The organism is Francisella sp. LA112445, from assembly GCF_012224145.1.
GTDB lineage: Bacteria > Pseudomonadota > Gammaproteobacteria > Francisellales > Francisellaceae > Francisella.
The window spans coordinates 1,316,665-1,332,827 of record NZ_CP041030.1 but is presented as its reverse complement, the minus strand read 5'-3'; the positions used below and the strand labels follow the sequence as shown (position 1 = coordinate 1,332,827).

Genomic DNA, 16,163 nt, shown 5'->3' with positions numbered 1-16,163 from the left:
AGGAAAATATATGAGCACAGATAATTTTACACAGCAATTAGGGCATAGGCTAAATACAAAAGATAATAGTATAAGAAACCTTGTTTTATTTTTTATAATAGGAATAGTGCTTATAGTTTTTTGCTATTTTTTTGTAGATAGACAAATAGTATGGTTTTTATACGATCATCACTCTAGAAGCTATAAAATATTAGAAATTCTTGCTAATGATATAGTTCTTACTATAAGAAACATAATTCCAGTATTTTATATTTATTTCTTTATTAAACTTGTAGTAAAAAAAACTAATAATTTAGATTATAAAGTTTTACTAATAGCAAATGCTATAGTTATAGGGCAAGTTTTAAAAGACTTTTTGAAAGGAATTTTTGGTAGGTATTGGCCAGCAACTTTTATTAATAATAACCCTTCTTTGATTAAAGATCATATGTATGGTTTTAACTGGTTTCATTCAGGTAGTGCGTATGGTTCATTTCCATCGGGGCATGCAACTTTTATGCTTTCATTCTCAGTAGCTGCATGGATATTATTTCCTAAGTTACGTTGGCTTTGGGCTCTACTAGCAGTTTTAGTTGTAGCTAGTCAGCTACTTATGTATTTTCACTTTGCTAGTGATTTGATTGCTGGATCAATGCTTGGTACATTGGTCGGTTATTATACAGCTAGTTTTTATAGTAAAAAAGTATCAGCTTAGTTTCTTGGAATCATAGCATTTAACAAAAACTATAGTTATAAAATGCTGATATGTTAAAATTATTACAAATATTTAATATTTGAATTTTAAAACTACAAATAATATGGAAAATAAACAAAGAAAAGCAATATCACTAATATCTGGTGGTCTTGATTCAATGCTTGCGACAAAACTTATGTTAGAGCAAGGCATACATGTCGAAGGTATAAATTTTTTTACTGGTTTTTGTGTTGAAGGGCATACTCATGCTATCCGTAAACATGATAAAGAAAAACAAAAAAGAAACAATGCGCTATGGGTTGCTGAGCAATTAGGTATAAAACTACATATCATTGATGTTATAGAAGAATATAAAGATGTACTTCTAAATCCTAAATATGGCTATGGTGCAAATATGAACCCATGTCTTGATTGTAAAATCTTTATGGTGCGTAAAGCAAAAGAATGGGCTATAGAAAATGGTTTTGACTTTATAATTACTGGTGAAGTTATTGGTCAAAGACCAATGTCACAACGTAGAAGTACTATGCCAGTTGTTCAAAAACAATCAGGCATTGATGATCTTTTACTTAGACCTCTTAGTGCAAAAAATTTACCTGAAACAAAACCTGAAAGAGAAGGTTGGGTTGATAGATCTAAGCTAATGGGAATCACAGGTCGTGGTAGAAAAGAACAGATGAAGATGGCTCGTGATTGGGGTATAGAAGACTATGCTTCTCCTGCTGGGGGATGTTGTTTTCTTACAGATAAACAGTATTCTGATAAGCTAGTTGATCTATGGCAAGCACGTAACTCAAAGGAGTATGAATTTGATGATATTATGCTTTTAAAAGTTGGTAGGCATCTTCGTTTCAAACCAGAATATAAATTGATAATTGGTCGTGAAGAAGGTGAAAATAATTATTTAAATGGCTATAAGAATCAGTTTGCCCATGTATATTGCTCATCACATTCAGGACCATTAATTTTGATCGATGGTGATTTTGATAAGGCTGATGAAGAGTTTACAGCGAGTGTCTTAGGTAGATTTACTCAAGGTAAAAATGCTGAGAGTGTAACTATGGTGTTTAATTACACAGATGGAACAAGCAAAGAAGTAGTTGTAAAACCTATGCCAGCAGATGAGATCAAACAGGAGTGGTATATATAATGAAAGAATTAAGTCTTGAAAGATTATTATGCCCTATGCCTGTGATTAAGACACAAAATGCTTTAAGAGGTATGTGCTCAGGCGAACAACTAAAAGTAATATGTACAGATCCTGGAACTATGCATGATATACCAGCATGGTGTAAAGTTAATGATTATATACTTGTCAAAGCAGAGCAAGTAGAAGATAAATATGAATTTGTAATCGAGGTGAAATAGTGGATCATTCAGTTTTAAATGTATTGGTATGTCCAGCTTGTAGATCAAGCTTACATTATGATAAAGAGAATAAGTTATTAATTTGTAAGGCAGATAAGCTAGCTTATCCAATTAGAGAAAATATTCCAGTAATGTTAGTTGAAGAAGCAAAGAAATTAACTCTGGAAGAGGTTAAGAAATATGACTAATATTCATGTTGTAATTCCAGCACGACTTAAATCAACACGTTTACCTGGTAAGATGCTTGCTGATATTGCGGGTAAGCCTATGATTCAGAGAGTATATGAGCAGGTCTCTAAGTCGAAATTTAAAAGCATAATCATTGCTACAGATTCTCAAGAGATTAAAGATGTAGCGGAAAGTTTTGGTGCAAAAGTAATCTTAACAAGAGATGATCATGAGTCTGGTACAGATAGAATAGCTGAAGCTGTAACTAGCTTGGGGTTTGATGATGAAGATGTTGTAGTAAATGTCCAAGGTGATGAACCTTTAATACCAGTAGAAAATATTGAGCAAGCTGCACAGTTACTTATTGATAAGCCAGATGCTGTAGTTTCAACTCTTTGTGAGAGCATCTTAGATGCTGAAGATATCTACAATCCTAATAACGTTAAAGTAGTCTTTGATAAGAATAATTATGCATTGTACTTTAGCAGAGCTTCAATTCCATTTGAAAGGGGATATTCTGAAAATCTTCAAGTTAATGTTTCGGAATTTTTTAGACATATTGGTATTTATACGTATAGAGTTGGCTTTTTAAAACATTACGCAGAACTAACTGTATCACCTATAGAAAAATATGAGGCTCTTGAGCAACTTAGGGTTCTATATAATGGCTATAAGATAGCTGTTGCTCAAGCACTTAAGCCAACTCTTGCAGGTGTTGATACTCAGCAAGATTTAGACAAAATAAGGGGGCTTTTTAATGTTTAAATTAGATTCTCGTTTAGAGGCTGATACTTTTGAAGTTTGTGAATATTTAGACTGTAAAATTCTAGTAATGAATAACTCTACAGTACCATGGTTTATAGTAGTACCTTTTACAGATAGAACAGAGTGGTATCAACTTGATGATTCCGTTCAGTACAATGTAAATAAAATAATAAATAAACTCTCAGAGTTTCTTATTAAAGAATATAAAGTTGATAAGCTGAACGTAGCAACTTTAGGCAATGTAGTTAGTCAAATGCATCTACACGTAGTCGGGCGTTATGAAAATGATCTAGCTTGGCCAGCTCCAGTGTGGGGGAATATTGAATCTAAGCCTTATACAGAACAAGAAAAAAGTAGCTTAGTAGAGAAAGTTAGAGAAATATTTAATTAATAGCGGAATGATTAATGAGTGTCTCTTTATATAGTTGAGAAAAGTAAGTATCTCATGTAGAAAAGTCTATACAAATAGTAATATTTAGAGTTGTTTGAGTTCGTTATAACTAAGTAGTAAAATCATACTTAACATAATACAAATGATATAGTATGAATAATTTTGATCAATCTTATATAAAGCATATTGTTCGTGCAATTGAGAATGATTCTTTTACAGTATTTGTAGGGGCAGGATTCTCTAAGGCAGTTTGTCCTTCAATGCCTAGTTGGGCCGAGTTGATAAATATATTTAAAGAAAGACTAGGTGACTTAATATCTAAAGAAGAAAGTGACTACCTTTTAAAATAGCCCAGTTGTATTATTTAAAATTTGGAGAATATAATTATTATAAAGATATCAAAGAACTGATACTACAGAACTATTCTGTAGAGAACATAGATATTCTTGATTGCTTATTTAAACTTCGACCTAGTAGAATAATTACAACTAATTGGGATAATCTTTTAGAGAAATATATTGAAAATAATGCAGAATCATATGACATAATTTCATCTGATGAAGATTTGTTAAGATCAGATTTATCAAATAAAGTTATCAAAATGCATGGAGATTTTGATAAAAATAATATTGTCTTCAAAGAAGATGATTATTCTTTATATGAAAAAAACTTTCCTATAATCACAAATTACATAAAGAATATATTAACATCTCATACTGTTTTATTTTTAGGTTATAGCTATAGCGACTTTAATGTAAGAAATATTTTTAGTTGGTTACAAGATTTTTCGAAAAATAGACCGCCAATATATATGTTCATGAAAGAGGATAAAGGTTTATATTCTAAGTACTATGATAACTTAGGGGTTAAGCTTATTAATAGCAAGAGATATGCTGATTTGTTCAAGTTCATATCTAAGATTTTGGAACAAAAAAATAATAGAAATGAGTCTATATTTGAAAAGATAAAAAACTCGCTAAAGTTTGAAAGAGCATTAAGTATTAATGAGATTGAGAGTATCACTAAAGGTTACTTTTCAGGGTTTGAAGAAATAACTATATATTCTGATGAGAATATTTATTCAGAATATCAAGATCTTTATAATAAATATATAAAAAATGATTCAAGAGGTCATTACCATCCTGATAAAAAATATATAGATAAATTTTTATTTCAAAATTATATTAAAAGAATAAATGCAGTAAGAACAGTTAAAGACTCTAATAATCAATTTTCAAGAGAAAATATTACCTTAATTGAAAGCAAAGAGAAAAATAAACTTTCTGAAAAACTAAATAGTAATATTTATTTTGAAATAGATAGTAAAAGCTATATAGGGTTATATGAGTCAGGAAAATATGATGAGTTACTAGAGATTTTAGAGAAAGACTATATTTTTTACAAAAAAGAAAAAAACTATTTTATGTTCTTGATAGTTGCATATAACCTTGAGCTTTTTCAAATGATATATAATCAGAGTAAAGAGTTTACTTCTAATAATACTCTTTCTAAGTTTGATAATTGTCTTGATAATTCGTATATATCTCTACCTAAAGCATCACAAATAAAGGCTCATCAAGACTACTTATTTTTAAAAAGTTATTTTGATAAAGAAAAGTCAAAAGTTTATGACTTTTATAAAGTGATTGAAAAAGATGTTAAAAATATAAGCTTAGGAGGAATGGTTTTTAAAAATAACTTATCTAAGGAGCGTATAGAGCATTTTTATTTTTTAAAATTTTTATATGAAAATAATTCTTTGATACCATGTTTTAATGAGTTTTATACAATAAATCAAGAATACCTGGGTATTACTCTTTATAGACAAATTAATCAATCAAGTTTTGAATTTTCTATCTTAGAAGTTTTTGCTTTCATTAACCAAAGAAATAATATGAGGGATAAGTTTGCAGAGTACTTTTTAAAGAAAGAAGGTGATCAAGAATATAGAAATATTGTACTTGGAGAAGTGAAAGTTGAGCAAATTATGACTATTGGAGATAATTTACTTTCACAGTATATAAAACAGTATAATAATAAAGATAATCTATTTGAGATGAGATTAACTAACTATTTTAATCTTATTTCGTATATAGATATAGGAGATGATTATTTTAGTAAGACAATCGAACTTTTTAATAAGTGTTTAGATCTGTCACCTAAGATATTTTCACAACTTTTTACTGCTTTTAATAATTATATTGCTGAGCAATATAATAGATTTAGTAGAGAAATTGATAGTGAAAAATTGGGAACGTTGATGAATAAATACATTGAAAATCATTTTCTTTTAGCTTTGAATACATATTCAACATTAACTAATCTAATTCATGTATGTTTAGAAAGTAAGTTTAAATATGATAAGTATTTCAAAATAGAAGAATGTTTATATACTTTGAAAAGTGAAAATGATGCATGTTTCATCCAGGGAATGCTTCAAATTCTAAATATTTATAATTTACTAGATGAAACATGCCAAGATAGAGTTAAAGATGCTTTAGATACTTTTAATTTCACAAATGAAGAAATTGAAATATATGATAAACCTAGAGTCAGAAAGAATTTTGAGATATTTTTTGAATTATTTTTATATGTTTCTTTTTATAATATTAAAATAGAAAATAAATCTTTCCCTTCAGATATTGCTAAGAAATTTTTAACTTATTTAGAAAGATCAAAACACTGTAGTTCTAGTTATTTAAATTTGTTAGAAAATCTTAAAAATGTTAGGGAAAAGAATCAATCTTTTATTGAAGATGAAGTTTTTAATGAGTTAATAGAACAACTAGAAGTAAAACAAAATAATTATAAAAAGTTCAAAGATGACGGTAAATCTTACCCTATATGATAAAGTTTAAAAAAAATATTCTAGATCTTATGCGTTCCTTGGCAAGCTTTTGAGATATAAAAGTTTGGTCTTATATTGAATTTTGCATAGTAATTTTTCTCAAGGTAATTGCTATACTCTCTAACAATTTTACTTGGTAAAAGATGTATTGTAGAGCCACCAAAACCACCACCAGTCATTCTAGCACCATAAACACCATCAAAATCTTTTGATAAGTCGACTAGGTAGTCTAGCTCATCACAACTAACTTTATAGTCATTTTTTAATGAATTATGTGATTGGTACATTAGTTTACCTAGGCTCTGCCAGTCTTTAGATTGCATTGCCTTAGTAGCATCAATTACTCTTTGATTTTCTGTGAAGACATGTAGCGCTAACTTATAATCTTCTTCAGAGAAATTAGCTTTAGTATGCTCAAGTTTTTGACTATCTAGTTCTCTTAGTGATTTTATATTGTTAAATTTCGCAATATTTTCACAAACCTGTCTACGTTTATTATAGGCAGAGTCTGCTAAATTATGTTTAATATTTGTATCTGCGATCAAAACAGATAGTTCATTAAGCTCAAAAGGAATATTATTATGTTTGTCACTATCACAATCAATCATAGTAGCTGAATTTTCTTGTGAAAATATGCAAGCCATTTGATCCATCAAGCCACATTTAGTACCTATATAGTCATGTTCAACTTTTTGAGCAATTTTTGCAAGGTTAAGCTTAGAGATATTCAACTTGTAGACTTCATTATAAGCATACGCTATTGCTGTGTTTAACGAAGCTGATGAAGATAGTCCCGCACCGAAAGGTAAGTCACTGAATATATAAATATCAGCTCCTTTAATATTTGCTGAGAAATCTTCTTTGATCATGTTGATAGTGCCTTTTATATAGTTTTGCCAAGTGTTAGATATTTCTTGTTTAATTTTTGCTAAATCAAAGGAAGTTGAATCATCTAAGTTTTCACTATATACATTAACTATATTGTCATCTCTTTTTGTAATAGCTATAAATGTCCCTTTATTTATAGCAAATGGCATTACAAAACCATTATTATAGTCAGTATGCTCACCAATTAAGTTAACTCTACCAGGAGAGAAAAACATCTCAGGAGTAGAATTATATAGATTTTTAAAACGACTAACTAAATTATCTTTGATACAATCCATAATTATAACTCTCTTAATACTTGTGCTGCTAATTCAGGTGTAATATCTCTTTGAGATTCACCAAGCATTTCAAAACCTACCATAAACTTTTTAACAGTAGCAGAGCGTAATAATGGTGGGTAAAAATGTGCGTGAAGTTGCCAATAATCAGATTCTTTAGCACCTATTGAACCATGCCATCCCATAGAATATGGGAATGAAGTATCAAAAAGTTTATCGTATTTGACTAATAATGTTTTAAGAGCATTAGCGAGTGATTTCTTTTGTTCTGCAGTTAAAAAGTTTAAATGTGAGCATTTAAATTTTGGTAAAAGTAATGTTTCATAAGGCCATGTTGCCCAAAATGGTACAACAACTAGCCAATCATCATTTTGATAAACTATTCTTTCTTTCTCGCTAATTTCACGATTTACATAGTCTAAAAGCATATTCGATTTATTTTTCTCAAAATATTCTTTTTGAGATGATTGTTCTTTTTGAGCCTCTGTTGGTAAGAAGTCACAAGCCCATATTTGTCCATGAGGATGAGGGTTTGAGCATCCCATAATGGATCCTTTGTTCTCAAAAACTTGAACCCATTGATACTTTTTGCTTAAAGCAGCTACTTCATCTGACCATAAATCAACAACCTTAGTTATGTCACTTTCTTGCATAGATGCCATAGTTAAGTTATGTTTTGCTGAGAAGCAGACAACTTTAGCAACACCTGTTGCACCACTTACTTGGAATAAATCATCATTGATCTCTAGATCTTTTGCTATTTTTTCTTTTGAAAGAGCCGAAAAATCATTTTCAAATATAAATGTCTCTTTAAAGTCAGGGTTTGTCTCGCCATTTGCTCTAGTATTTGTAGGGCATAGGTAGCAGCTTTCATCATACTCTGGACGTGTATCTTTTGTATTTTCTTCAGATTGACCTTGCCATGGTCTATTTAGCCTATGCGGAGATACTAAAATCCACTCATTAGTTAATATGTTTTTTCGACGATGAGAGAGTTTTATTTGAGAAATTTTTTGTGAAATATTCATGTCCATTTCTGTAAAAATAGTTGTTTTGTATTTTATGTATAGTATATCATCAATATTATAAGTGTTAATTAAATTTAATATTCGAAACAGTATAGGAAGACGTAGTATGCAAAATGCAAGTAAAATAAATTTTGTAGTCATTCGCGTGGCTATAATAGCAGCATTAGCTGGGTTATTATTTGGTATGGATATAGGTTATGTAAATGGCTCTCTTAACTTTATATCAAAAACTTTTGGTTTAAGTGTTGCTGAAAGCGGTCATGTTTCTAGTGTATTATTACTTGGAGCAGCTTGTGGAGCTTTAGTTAGTGGGTTTCTATCAAAGCATTATGGTCGTAGAAAAGTATTATTAATTGCAGCAGCTATATTTTCTATATTTACTATTGTGGGAATTTTGGCTCCTAATTATCAAATATTTATTGGTTCAAGGTTTATATTAGGTATAGCAGTAGGTATAGCATCATTTATTGCTCCTTTGTACTTATCTGAAATTGCTCCAAAAGAGTTTAGAGGCGCATTAATTGCTCTTTATCAGCTAATGATAACAATAGGCTTATTCTTAGTTTTCTTAACGAACTCTGCTTTAGAAAGTACTGGTTCTTGGAGAATTATGTTATCAGTATTAGCAATTCCTTCAATAATAATGTTTTTTGGCTGTCTAACTCTTCCGAGAAGCCCAAGATGGTTAGTTTTAAAAGGTAATGATGAAGAAGCGGCTTTAGTTCTTAAAAAAATTAGATCATGTGAAATTGAAGCCTTAGAAGAGCATAAAGAAATCAAACAAACTACGCATAGAGGTGTAAGTGTTTTATCTTTACTTAAGAAGAAGTTTTTTATAAAAGTTGTACTTTTAGGTATTGCTCTTCAAGCATTTCAACAATTTACAGGTATGAATGCTTTTATGTACTATTCAACAGATATATTTAAGCTGGCTGGTTTTACTAATCCATCAACATCTACAATCGTAATTGGTCTGTTAAATATGTTAACAACATTCTTAGCTATTAAATATGTTGATAAATTTGGACGTAAGCCAATTTTATATTTTGGTTTAAGTTTACTTATAATCTCTTGTGTCGTTGTTGGATTTATATTCAAGACACATTTTGTGTATGGTCAGGCTATGGTCTTATCTCAAACTTTACAGTGGACTGCTTTAATATTCTGTTTATTATTTATCTTTGGTTTTGCTATATCTATGGGGCCTGTGATTTGGATTTTATGTTCAGAGATTCAACCTATAGAAGGTAGAGATTTTGGTGTTACAGCATCGACTATGAGCAACTGGATATGTAATGCTATTATAGGCAACTTTGCTCTTACATGGTTAACATTCCATCCAGATAATACTTTCTTTGGTTTTGCAATCTCTTGTATAGTTTGTGTACTATTTGTTAAGTTCTTTGTACCAGAGACAAAAGATGTGTCTTTAGAAGAAATTGAAAATAATTTAAGAGCTGGTAAATCTTTAGCAAAAATTGGGCGTTAATAAATTTTAAAAAAAATAATGGTGGAAGATATATGGAAGCACAAAAGGAATATAAAAGAATAGTATTTTTAATTGCTATAATAGCAGCTTTAGGAGGCTTACTCTTTGGTTTAGATCAAGGCTTTATTGCAAATGCAGGCAAGACACTCGATCATATTTATGATATGGCTCCAGGTAGTATTGCTGAAGGTAAATTTAACGCGATATTAGCTTATGGTGGTATATTAGGAACTATTTGTAGTGGTTTTTTTACTAGATACTTTGGTAGAAAAAATACATTATTAATAGCGGGCTTTTCATTTCTTATAGGAGCTTTAGTATCTTCACTATTACCCCCTTTAAATATACTTACAGCTTGTAGATTTATTTTAGGTTTTGGTGTTGGTCTAGCATCTTTTGCAACGCCTTTATATTTAGCAGAAACAGCTCCTAAAGAAATAAGAGGGGCAATGTCATCATTATTTCAGCTAATGATAACATTTGGTATATTTTTGATATGTTTAGTAAATGTTGTGATTGTTGAGGTATCTGGTCATACTAAAATATCACTAACTTTGATGTTTAGTGTTATTACATTATTTGCTTTTTTAATGTTTGTAGGTTGTTTTTTCTTACCTAAGAGTCCTAGATGGCTTATGATGAAAGATAAAGAAAAAGAAGCTAGAGATGTATTAGCAAGACTTAGAAATAAAGATGAAATTGATAAAGAAATTTTAGAGATGAGTCAAAATGATAAGCAGGAATCTCATTCAGTTAAGCAAGTTTTAAGTAAAGGTTTCTTTTGGAAAATATTAATCGTTGGTGTTGTAATACAAATGTTCCAACAACTAGTTGGTATCAACGCGATGATATATTATGCTCCGAGTTTTTTACAAGGCGCTGGGCTAAATATAATTCTAGCAGGTCTAGCTGTATTTCTTGTTAACTTCCTTTCAACGTTTCCAGCTATTCGTTGGGTTGAAAAATGGGGTAGAAAAAAATTATTAACAGTAGGAGCTTTAACAATGGCTTCTGCTCTTGTAGTTGTTGCTATATGCTTTTATGCTATTGATATTGCAGGTGTTAATTCAGCTTTCCCTAAATATATATTATTGATTGCATGTTTGGTGTATATCTTTGGTTTTGCTTGTTCATGGGGACCTGTTGCCTGGATTATTTGTTCAGAAATATTCCCGCAGAACGTTCGTGAGTTTGGTATGACTATTACAACTATTGTTAACTGGACTTTTGTTTGGATAGTTGTGGCATATTCAAATGTGATAATGGATGCTGGGGTTTGGGGTAAACCAATGATATTTATTAGTTATGCGATATTCTGTGTTATAGCAGTGGTTTTCTTAAAACTATTTGTACCTGAAACTAAAGGTGTAAGTTTAGAGAAAATAGAAGATAACCTAATCTCAGGTAAGAAACTTCGTGATCTTGGTCAATAGGTTAGCTTTTAATTAAGTTGTATATTTGTCTTAAATAATGTATTCTTTCGGTTGTAATTACTAATAGTTAAATCAAAAAATAAGGAACTATAATTATGAAAGCTTCAGCTAGACATTTGCTAGTACAATCAGAATCTGAATGTCAACAAATCAAGAAAGACATAACTGAAGGTAAAATTACATTTGAAGAAGCGGCTAAAAAGCATTCTCTATGCCCATCTGGAGCTAGAGGCGGTGATTTAGGTACTTTTTCTCAAGGACAAATGGTTCCTGAATTTGATAAAGTAGTATTTAATGATGAACTACACAAAGTTCATGGTCCAGTACAAACTCAATTTGGTTACCATCTATTAGAAATTACATCACGCGGATAATTTAAATTTCTCATAATTTTCAAATTATTAATAAGATTTCTCATAATAAAAATTTACGGATAAAAATGAATTCTGAAACTAAAAAAGATTTTAGTCAGCTTGGACTAAGTCAAGATATCGTAGACACTGTTATTAAATTAGGATATGAAAACCCTACACCAATTCAACAGTATGCTATTCCATATATCTTATCGGGTAGAGATGTGCTTGGTCAAGCACAAACGGGTACAGGTAAAACTGCAGCATTTGCATTACCTTTAATAAACAACATGGATCTAGACTCTAGAGATAGAGCTCCTCAAGTTTTAGTACTAGCTCCTACTAGAGAGCTAGCTATACAAGTTGCTGAGCAGTTTGAAGCTTTTGCAAAAAACATACCAAATTTAGATGTTGCTTGTATATATGGTGGTCAAGAGTATGGCTCTCAGATTAGAGCTCTTAAAAAAGGTGTTAAAGTTGTAGTAGGTACTACTGGTCGTGTAATGGATCATATTGAAAAAGGTACATTACAGCTTGATAACTTAAGAGCATTAGTATTAGATGAAGCTGATGAAATGCTTAGAATGGGCTTTATAGACGATGTAAGATTTGTATTAAGCCATGTATCAGATGAGTGTCAAAGATTACTTTTCTCGGCAACGATTCCTACAGATATTGCTGATATTATACAAGAATACTTAAGAAACCCTTGTAAAATACAAGTAAAAGCAAAAACAAAAACAGCTAATACTGTAACTCAAAAATTTATAGTAATTAAAGGTTTTAGAAAGATAGATGCTCTAGATAGACTACTTGAAGTAGAAGAAACTGATGGTGTGATTATCTTTGTTAAAACTAAGACTAGTACAATTGAAGTTGCTGATAATTTAAAAGCTCTTGGTTATAAGGTTGCGGCGATAAATGGTGACATGCAGCAGTCACAAAGAGAATACATTGTTGATCAGTTTAGAAGTTCTAAGTCAGATATATTGGTTGCTACTGATGTAGTTGCTAGAGGTATCGATCTTGAGAGAATTTCTCATGTCATTAACTATGATATGCCTGGCGATACAGATACTTATGTACACAGAATTGGGCGTACAGGTAGAGCTGGACGTGAAGGTACTTCTATTTCTTTAGTTCCTCTAAAAGAAATGAGATTCTTACGTATTCTAGAAAGATTTACAGGATCTCCAATGCAAGAAGTCTTTATGCCAAGTGCAAAAGATTTAGCAGATAGTAGAATAGAGAACTTTAAAGCTAGAATAACTTCAGCGATAGATAAGAATAAATCTTTAGATAAATATAAAGATGTAATTACAAGTATTCGTGATGAGTTAGAGCTTGATTCAGATGAGCTTTTAGCTGTATTGACATTACTTGCTCAAGGTAAGAAATCTTTCTTCCCTAGAGAAATACAAGCTAGAGATGATAAGCCTCGCAGAGATAGAAACCCTCGTGATAATCGTAGAGATAACAGTAGATTTGAGCGTAGAGGTGATCGTGGTGATAGAAATGCTCGCTTTGATAGGCCTGAAAGAAAACCTCGTAGAAGTGTAAATATTGATTTGACTACATATAAGCTAGAAGTTGGACGTGATAATGATGTTCAGCCAAGAAATATAGTAGGTGCTATAGCAAATGAAGGAAATATTGATAGTAAGCATATCTGTAATATTTCTATTCAAAAAGATCATACTTTGGTAGATCTGCCTTCAAATTTACCTCCTAAGGTTGTGAATCATCTTAAAAAAGTATGGGTTGCTGGTAAAAAACTAAATATTACAGCTCAATAATTTTCTAATATTTTCTACTTTCTATAGTCCCTATAAACATTAGTTTTCTTGTATCTTAAAATAAGATTTATAGAGTTTTTCTAGGAACAAATATATAAATTTAGCTATGTTTGTTCTATTTGATTAATGAAACCTGTATAATTCATCGAACTATCTATTCAATTATAATTTTTACAAATGAGTAACTATATTTTTATAGTTTCTGCACCATCAGGTGCTGGTAAAAGTTCTTTATTAAAAGCTTTTTTAGAAACACAAATAGGCAGAGATAACTTTGCGGTAGCTACATCTCATACCACTAGGGATCCTCGAGTTGGAGAGACAGATGGTAAGGAATATCATTTTGTTTCCATTGAGAAGTTTGAGCAGATGCTTAAAGAGGATGGTTTTATCGAGTATGCTAAGGTTTTCAAGAACTATTATGGCACATCAAAGGCTGAGATAGACAGACTACTAGCTGAAGGTAAAAATATAATACTTGAGATTGATTGGCAGGGTGCTCAGCAGACTCGGCTAATATACGGTCCAAAAGCTAAGAGCGTATTTATATTGCCTCCTTCAATGGATGAGTTAAGGAAACGCTTAGAAACAAGAAATACTGATTCAAAAGAAACTATTGATTACAGAATGGATCAAGCTGAGGCAGAGATTTCTCATGCTGATGAGTTTGATTATCAGCTAGTTAATGATGATTTTAGTCAATCATTAGAACAATTGTGTAAATATTTCGAAGAAAATATCCAAGGTTAAAAAAGGAGCATTTGGATGTTAAATCAAGAGTTAATAAAAGATAAAATATCACAAGCTAGACAAAAGTTACCAAGCTTAAAAATTAAAGATATAGAGAAGCAAAAATATATTGATGAAATAAAAGTATTATTAAAACAAAACAATGCTTGTTTAGTAGCTCATTATTATGTAGATGCAGAAATCCAAGAGCTTGCAGAGCAAACAGGAGGATTTGTTGGAGATTCTCTTGCTATGGCTAAATTTGGTTTAGAAAGTGAGTGTGAGACGTTAGTTGTTGCAGGAGTAAGATTTATGGGAGATTCTGCTAAAATCTTAAGCCCTGAGAAAAAAGTTCTAATGCCAACTCTAGAAGCAGAATGCTCATTAGATTTAAGTTGTAATAATGGTGAGTTTAAGAAGTTTATAGAAGAGCATCCTGATAGAGAGGTTGTTGTTTATGTAAATACATCAGCTGAAATAAAGGCTTTAGCTGATTGGACAGTTACTTCTTCAAATGCACTAGAAATCTGTTCTCATTTACATAAACAAGGTAAAAAACTCCTATGGGGTCCAGATAGATTCTTAGGTGATTGGATTGCAAAACAGACAGGTGCCGACATGCTATTATATGATGGTAGTTGTATTGTACATGAAGAGTTTAAGGCACAAGCATTAGATGATTTAATGTTAGAGTATCCAGATGCTGCTGTTTTAGTTCATCCAGAATCTCCAGCAGAGATTGTAAAAAGAGCGGATGCTGTTGGTTCTACCTCACAGTTAATAGCGGCAAGTAAAGAAATGGATAATGATAGATTTATAGTAGCTACTGATACAGGTGTTTTCTATAAAATGAAGCAACTATCTCCACATAAAGAGTTTATTCCAGCTCCTACAGCTGGTCGAGGAGCTACTTGTCAATCATGTGCTAAATGCCCGTGGATGAAGCTAAATCAGTTAAAGAATCTAAGAGATTGTCTAGTTTCACAAGATAATCAAATTTTTGTAGATGAGGATGTACGTAAAAAAGCTCTTATCCCTTTAAATAGAATGATAAATTTTTAGGAAATACTTATGTCTAAAGTAATGCTAAATAATAATCAAATATCTGATGTTCCTAAGCATATTGTTAAAAAACTAGTAAAAGAATCTTTAGCTGAAGATGTTGCAGATGGTGATATCACAGCGCAATTAGCTCAGGATATTAATACTACAGCTTTTTGTATCACACGTGAAGATATGATTCTTTGTGGTCAAAAGTTCGCTAATGAAGTAGTTAACCAAGTTGATGATAGTATTCAAATAACATGGTTTTATAATGACGCTCAAAAGGTATCAGCAGGTCAGAAAATTTTTGAACTAAAAGGAAATGCTCGAAGTATTCTCACCGCTGAAAGAACGATGTTGAATTTTATTCAAATGCTTTCAGCTACAGCTACAGCTACAAATAATCTAGTTAGACTGATATCTGACTATAACACTAAACTGCTTGATACTCGTAAGACTATTCCAGGTTTTCGTTTAGCTCAGAAATACGCAGTTAAGTGTGGTGGTGGGTTTAACCATCGCATAGGTTTATTTGATGGTTATTTGATTAAAGAAAATCATATTCGGTCTGCTGGAGGTATATCTCAAGCTGTAGCAAAAGCTAAAAATTTAGATAGTAATAAGGTTGTAGAGGTTGAAGTCACAAGTTTGGATGAGCTAAGCCAAGCGATAAATGCTGGGGTAGGTATTACTATGCTTGATAACTTCTCAATTGAAGATATTTATAAAGCAGTTGAGCTTGCTAAAGATAAAGTTGCACTAGAGGTCTCTGGTAATATTGATAGTGATACTATCGTAGAAATGGCAAAAACAGGTGTTGATTTTATATCTGTTGGGGCCATTACAAAACATATTAATGCGATAGATTTATCTATGCAGGTTCAAATATAA

Annotated in this window: 17 protein-coding genes; 15 read left to right on the top strand and 2 right to left on the bottom strand. The window is 31.0% G+C overall.

What is annotated here, in order from left to right; translation table 11 throughout:
• Positions 1-10: 10 nt before the first annotated feature.
• The 8 genes from FIP56_RS06495 (at position 11) to FIP56_RS06460 (ending at position 6,234) form a co-directional block, all read left to right on the top strand.
• Complete coding sequence (locus FIP56_RS06495) at positions 11-694, top strand: phosphatase PAP2 family protein (RefSeq protein WP_192578129.1); 684 nt, start codon at positions 11-13, stop codon at positions 692-694.
• A gap of 103 nt (positions 695-797) precedes the next feature.
• Complete coding sequence (locus tag FIP56_RS06490) at positions 798-1,844, top strand: tRNA (5-methylaminomethyl-2-thiouridylate)-methyltransferase (RefSeq protein ID WP_192578128.1); 1,047 nt, start codon at positions 798-800, stop codon at positions 1,842-1,844.
• Positions 1,844-2,062: a sulfurtransferase TusA family protein gene (locus tag FIP56_RS06485; protein ID WP_192578127.1), complete on the top strand. Its 219-nt coding sequence runs from the start codon at positions 1,844-1,846 to the stop codon at positions 2,060-2,062. The genes FIP56_RS06490 and FIP56_RS06485 overlap by 1 nt, the downstream gene beginning before the upstream one ends.
• On the top strand, positions 2,062-2,250 hold the full coding sequence (locus FIP56_RS06480; RefSeq protein WP_192578126.1) for a Trm112 family protein: 189 nt from the start codon (positions 2,062-2,064) through the stop codon (positions 2,248-2,250). Before FIP56_RS06485 ends, FIP56_RS06480 begins: the two co-directional genes overlap by 1 nt.
• Positions 2,243-2,995, top strand: a complete 753-nt coding sequence (kdsB, locus tag FIP56_RS06475) for a 3-deoxy-manno-octulosonate cytidylyltransferase (protein WP_192578125.1) — start codon at positions 2,243-2,245, stop codon at positions 2,993-2,995. Before FIP56_RS06480 ends, kdsB begins: the two co-directional genes overlap by 8 nt.
• Positions 2,988-3,386 carry an HIT family protein gene (locus FIP56_RS06470; RefSeq protein ID WP_192578124.1) on the top strand — a complete coding sequence of 133 codons (399 nt, stop codon included), beginning with the start codon at positions 2,988-2,990 and terminating at the stop codon, positions 3,384-3,386. Before kdsB ends, FIP56_RS06470 begins: the two co-directional genes overlap by 8 nt.
• Before the next feature lie 152 nt (positions 3,387-3,538).
• Positions 3,539-3,736: a hypothetical protein gene (locus FIP56_RS06465; protein ID WP_192578123.1), complete on the top strand. Its 198-nt coding sequence runs from the start codon at positions 3,539-3,541 to the stop codon at positions 3,734-3,736.
• A gap of 5 nt (positions 3,737-3,741) precedes the next feature.
• The gene (locus FIP56_RS06460; protein ID WP_192578122.1) at positions 3,742-6,234 is read left to right on the top strand and encodes an SIR2 family protein; all 2,493 of its coding nucleotides are present in this window, start codon (positions 3,742-3,744) and stop codon (positions 6,232-6,234) included.
• Between the two features lie 20 nt (positions 6,235-6,254).
• Here FIP56_RS06460 and FIP56_RS06455 read toward each other — a convergent pair whose 3' ends face one another.
• Complete coding sequence (locus tag FIP56_RS06455; protein ID WP_192578863.1) at positions 6,255-7,403, bottom strand: galactokinase; 1,149 nt, start codon at positions 7,401-7,403, stop codon at positions 6,255-6,257.
• A complete protein-coding gene (locus tag FIP56_RS06450) occupies positions 7,403-8,428 on the bottom strand; it encodes a UDP-glucose--hexose-1-phosphate uridylyltransferase (RefSeq protein WP_192578862.1) in 1,026 nt (341 codons plus the stop codon). Before FIP56_RS06450 ends, FIP56_RS06455 begins: the two co-directional genes overlap by 1 nt.
• Positions 8,429-8,534: 106 nt before the next feature.
• Here FIP56_RS06450 and FIP56_RS06445 point away from each other — a divergent pair, with 106 nt between their 5' ends.
• The 7 genes from FIP56_RS06445 (at position 8,535) to nadC (ending at position 16,163) form a co-directional block, all read left to right on the top strand.
• The gene (locus FIP56_RS06445; RefSeq protein WP_192578121.1) at positions 8,535-9,917 is read left to right on the top strand and encodes a sugar porter family MFS transporter; all 1,383 of its coding nucleotides are present in this window, start codon (positions 8,535-8,537) and stop codon (positions 9,915-9,917) included.
• Between the two features lie 32 nt (positions 9,918-9,949).
• On the top strand, positions 9,950-11,350 hold the full coding sequence (locus FIP56_RS06440) for a sugar porter family MFS transporter (RefSeq protein WP_192578120.1): 1,401 nt from the start codon (positions 9,950-9,952) through the stop codon (positions 11,348-11,350).
• A gap of 95 nt (positions 11,351-11,445) precedes the next feature.
• Positions 11,446-11,724, top strand: a complete 279-nt coding sequence (locus tag FIP56_RS06435; RefSeq protein WP_192578119.1) for a peptidylprolyl isomerase — start codon at positions 11,446-11,448, stop codon at positions 11,722-11,724.
• A gap of 65 nt (positions 11,725-11,789) precedes the next feature.
• A complete protein-coding gene (locus tag FIP56_RS06430) occupies positions 11,790-13,499 on the top strand; it encodes a DEAD/DEAH box helicase (RefSeq protein WP_192578118.1) in 1,710 nt (569 codons plus the stop codon).
• A gap of 177 nt (positions 13,500-13,676) precedes the next feature.
• Positions 13,677-14,249, top strand: a complete 573-nt coding sequence (gmk, locus tag FIP56_RS06425) for a guanylate kinase (RefSeq protein ID WP_192578117.1) — start codon at positions 13,677-13,679, stop codon at positions 14,247-14,249.
• A gap of 15 nt (positions 14,250-14,264) precedes the next feature.
• Entirely contained in the window at positions 14,265-15,290 is a 1,026-nt protein-coding gene (gene nadA, locus FIP56_RS06420) for a quinolinate synthase NadA (RefSeq protein WP_192578116.1), read from the top strand.
• A gap of 9 nt (positions 15,291-15,299) precedes the next feature.
• Positions 15,300-16,163, top strand: coding sequence for a carboxylating nicotinate-nucleotide diphosphorylase (gene nadC / locus FIP56_RS06415; protein ID WP_192578115.1), 864 nt, complete (start codon positions 15,300-15,302; stop codon positions 16,161-16,163).

Coding starts and splice junctions, on each gene's coding strand:
- FIP56_RS06495 (WP_192578129.1), top strand. CDS start 11: ATGAGCACAGATAATTTTACACAGCAATTAGGGCATAGGCTAAATACA.
- FIP56_RS06490 (WP_192578128.1), top strand. CDS start 798: ATGGAAAATAAACAAAGAAAAGCAATATCACTAATATCTGGTGGTCTT.
- FIP56_RS06485 (WP_192578127.1), top strand. CDS start 1,844: ATGAAAGAATTAAGTCTTGAAAGATTATTATGCCCTATGCCTGTGATT.
- kdsB (WP_192578125.1), top strand. CDS start 2,243: ATGACTAATATTCATGTTGTAATTCCAGCACGACTTAAATCAACACGT.
- FIP56_RS06470 (WP_192578124.1), top strand. CDS start 2,988: ATGTTTAAATTAGATTCTCGTTTAGAGGCTGATACTTTTGAAGTTTGT.
- FIP56_RS06465 (WP_192578123.1), top strand. CDS start 3,539: ATGAATAATTTTGATCAATCTTATATAAAGCATATTGTTCGTGCAATT.
- FIP56_RS06450 (WP_192578862.1), bottom strand. CDS start 8,428: ATGAATATTTCACAAAAAATTTCTCAAATAAAACTCTCTCATCGTCGA.
- FIP56_RS06445 (WP_192578121.1), top strand. CDS start 8,535: ATGCAAAATGCAAGTAAAATAAATTTTGTAGTCATTCGCGTGGCTATA.
- FIP56_RS06440 (WP_192578120.1), top strand. CDS start 9,950: ATGGAAGCACAAAAGGAATATAAAAGAATAGTATTTTTAATTGCTATA.
- FIP56_RS06435 (WP_192578119.1), top strand. CDS start 11,446: ATGAAAGCTTCAGCTAGACATTTGCTAGTACAATCAGAATCTGAATGT.
- FIP56_RS06430 (WP_192578118.1), top strand. CDS start 11,790: ATGAATTCTGAAACTAAAAAAGATTTTAGTCAGCTTGGACTAAGTCAA.
- gmk (WP_192578117.1), top strand. CDS start 13,677: ATGAGTAACTATATTTTTATAGTTTCTGCACCATCAGGTGCTGGTAAA.
- nadA (WP_192578116.1), top strand. CDS start 14,265: ATGTTAAATCAAGAGTTAATAAAAGATAAAATATCACAAGCTAGACAA.
- nadC (WP_192578115.1), top strand. CDS start 15,300: ATGTCTAAAGTAATGCTAAATAATAATCAAATATCTGATGTTCCTAAG.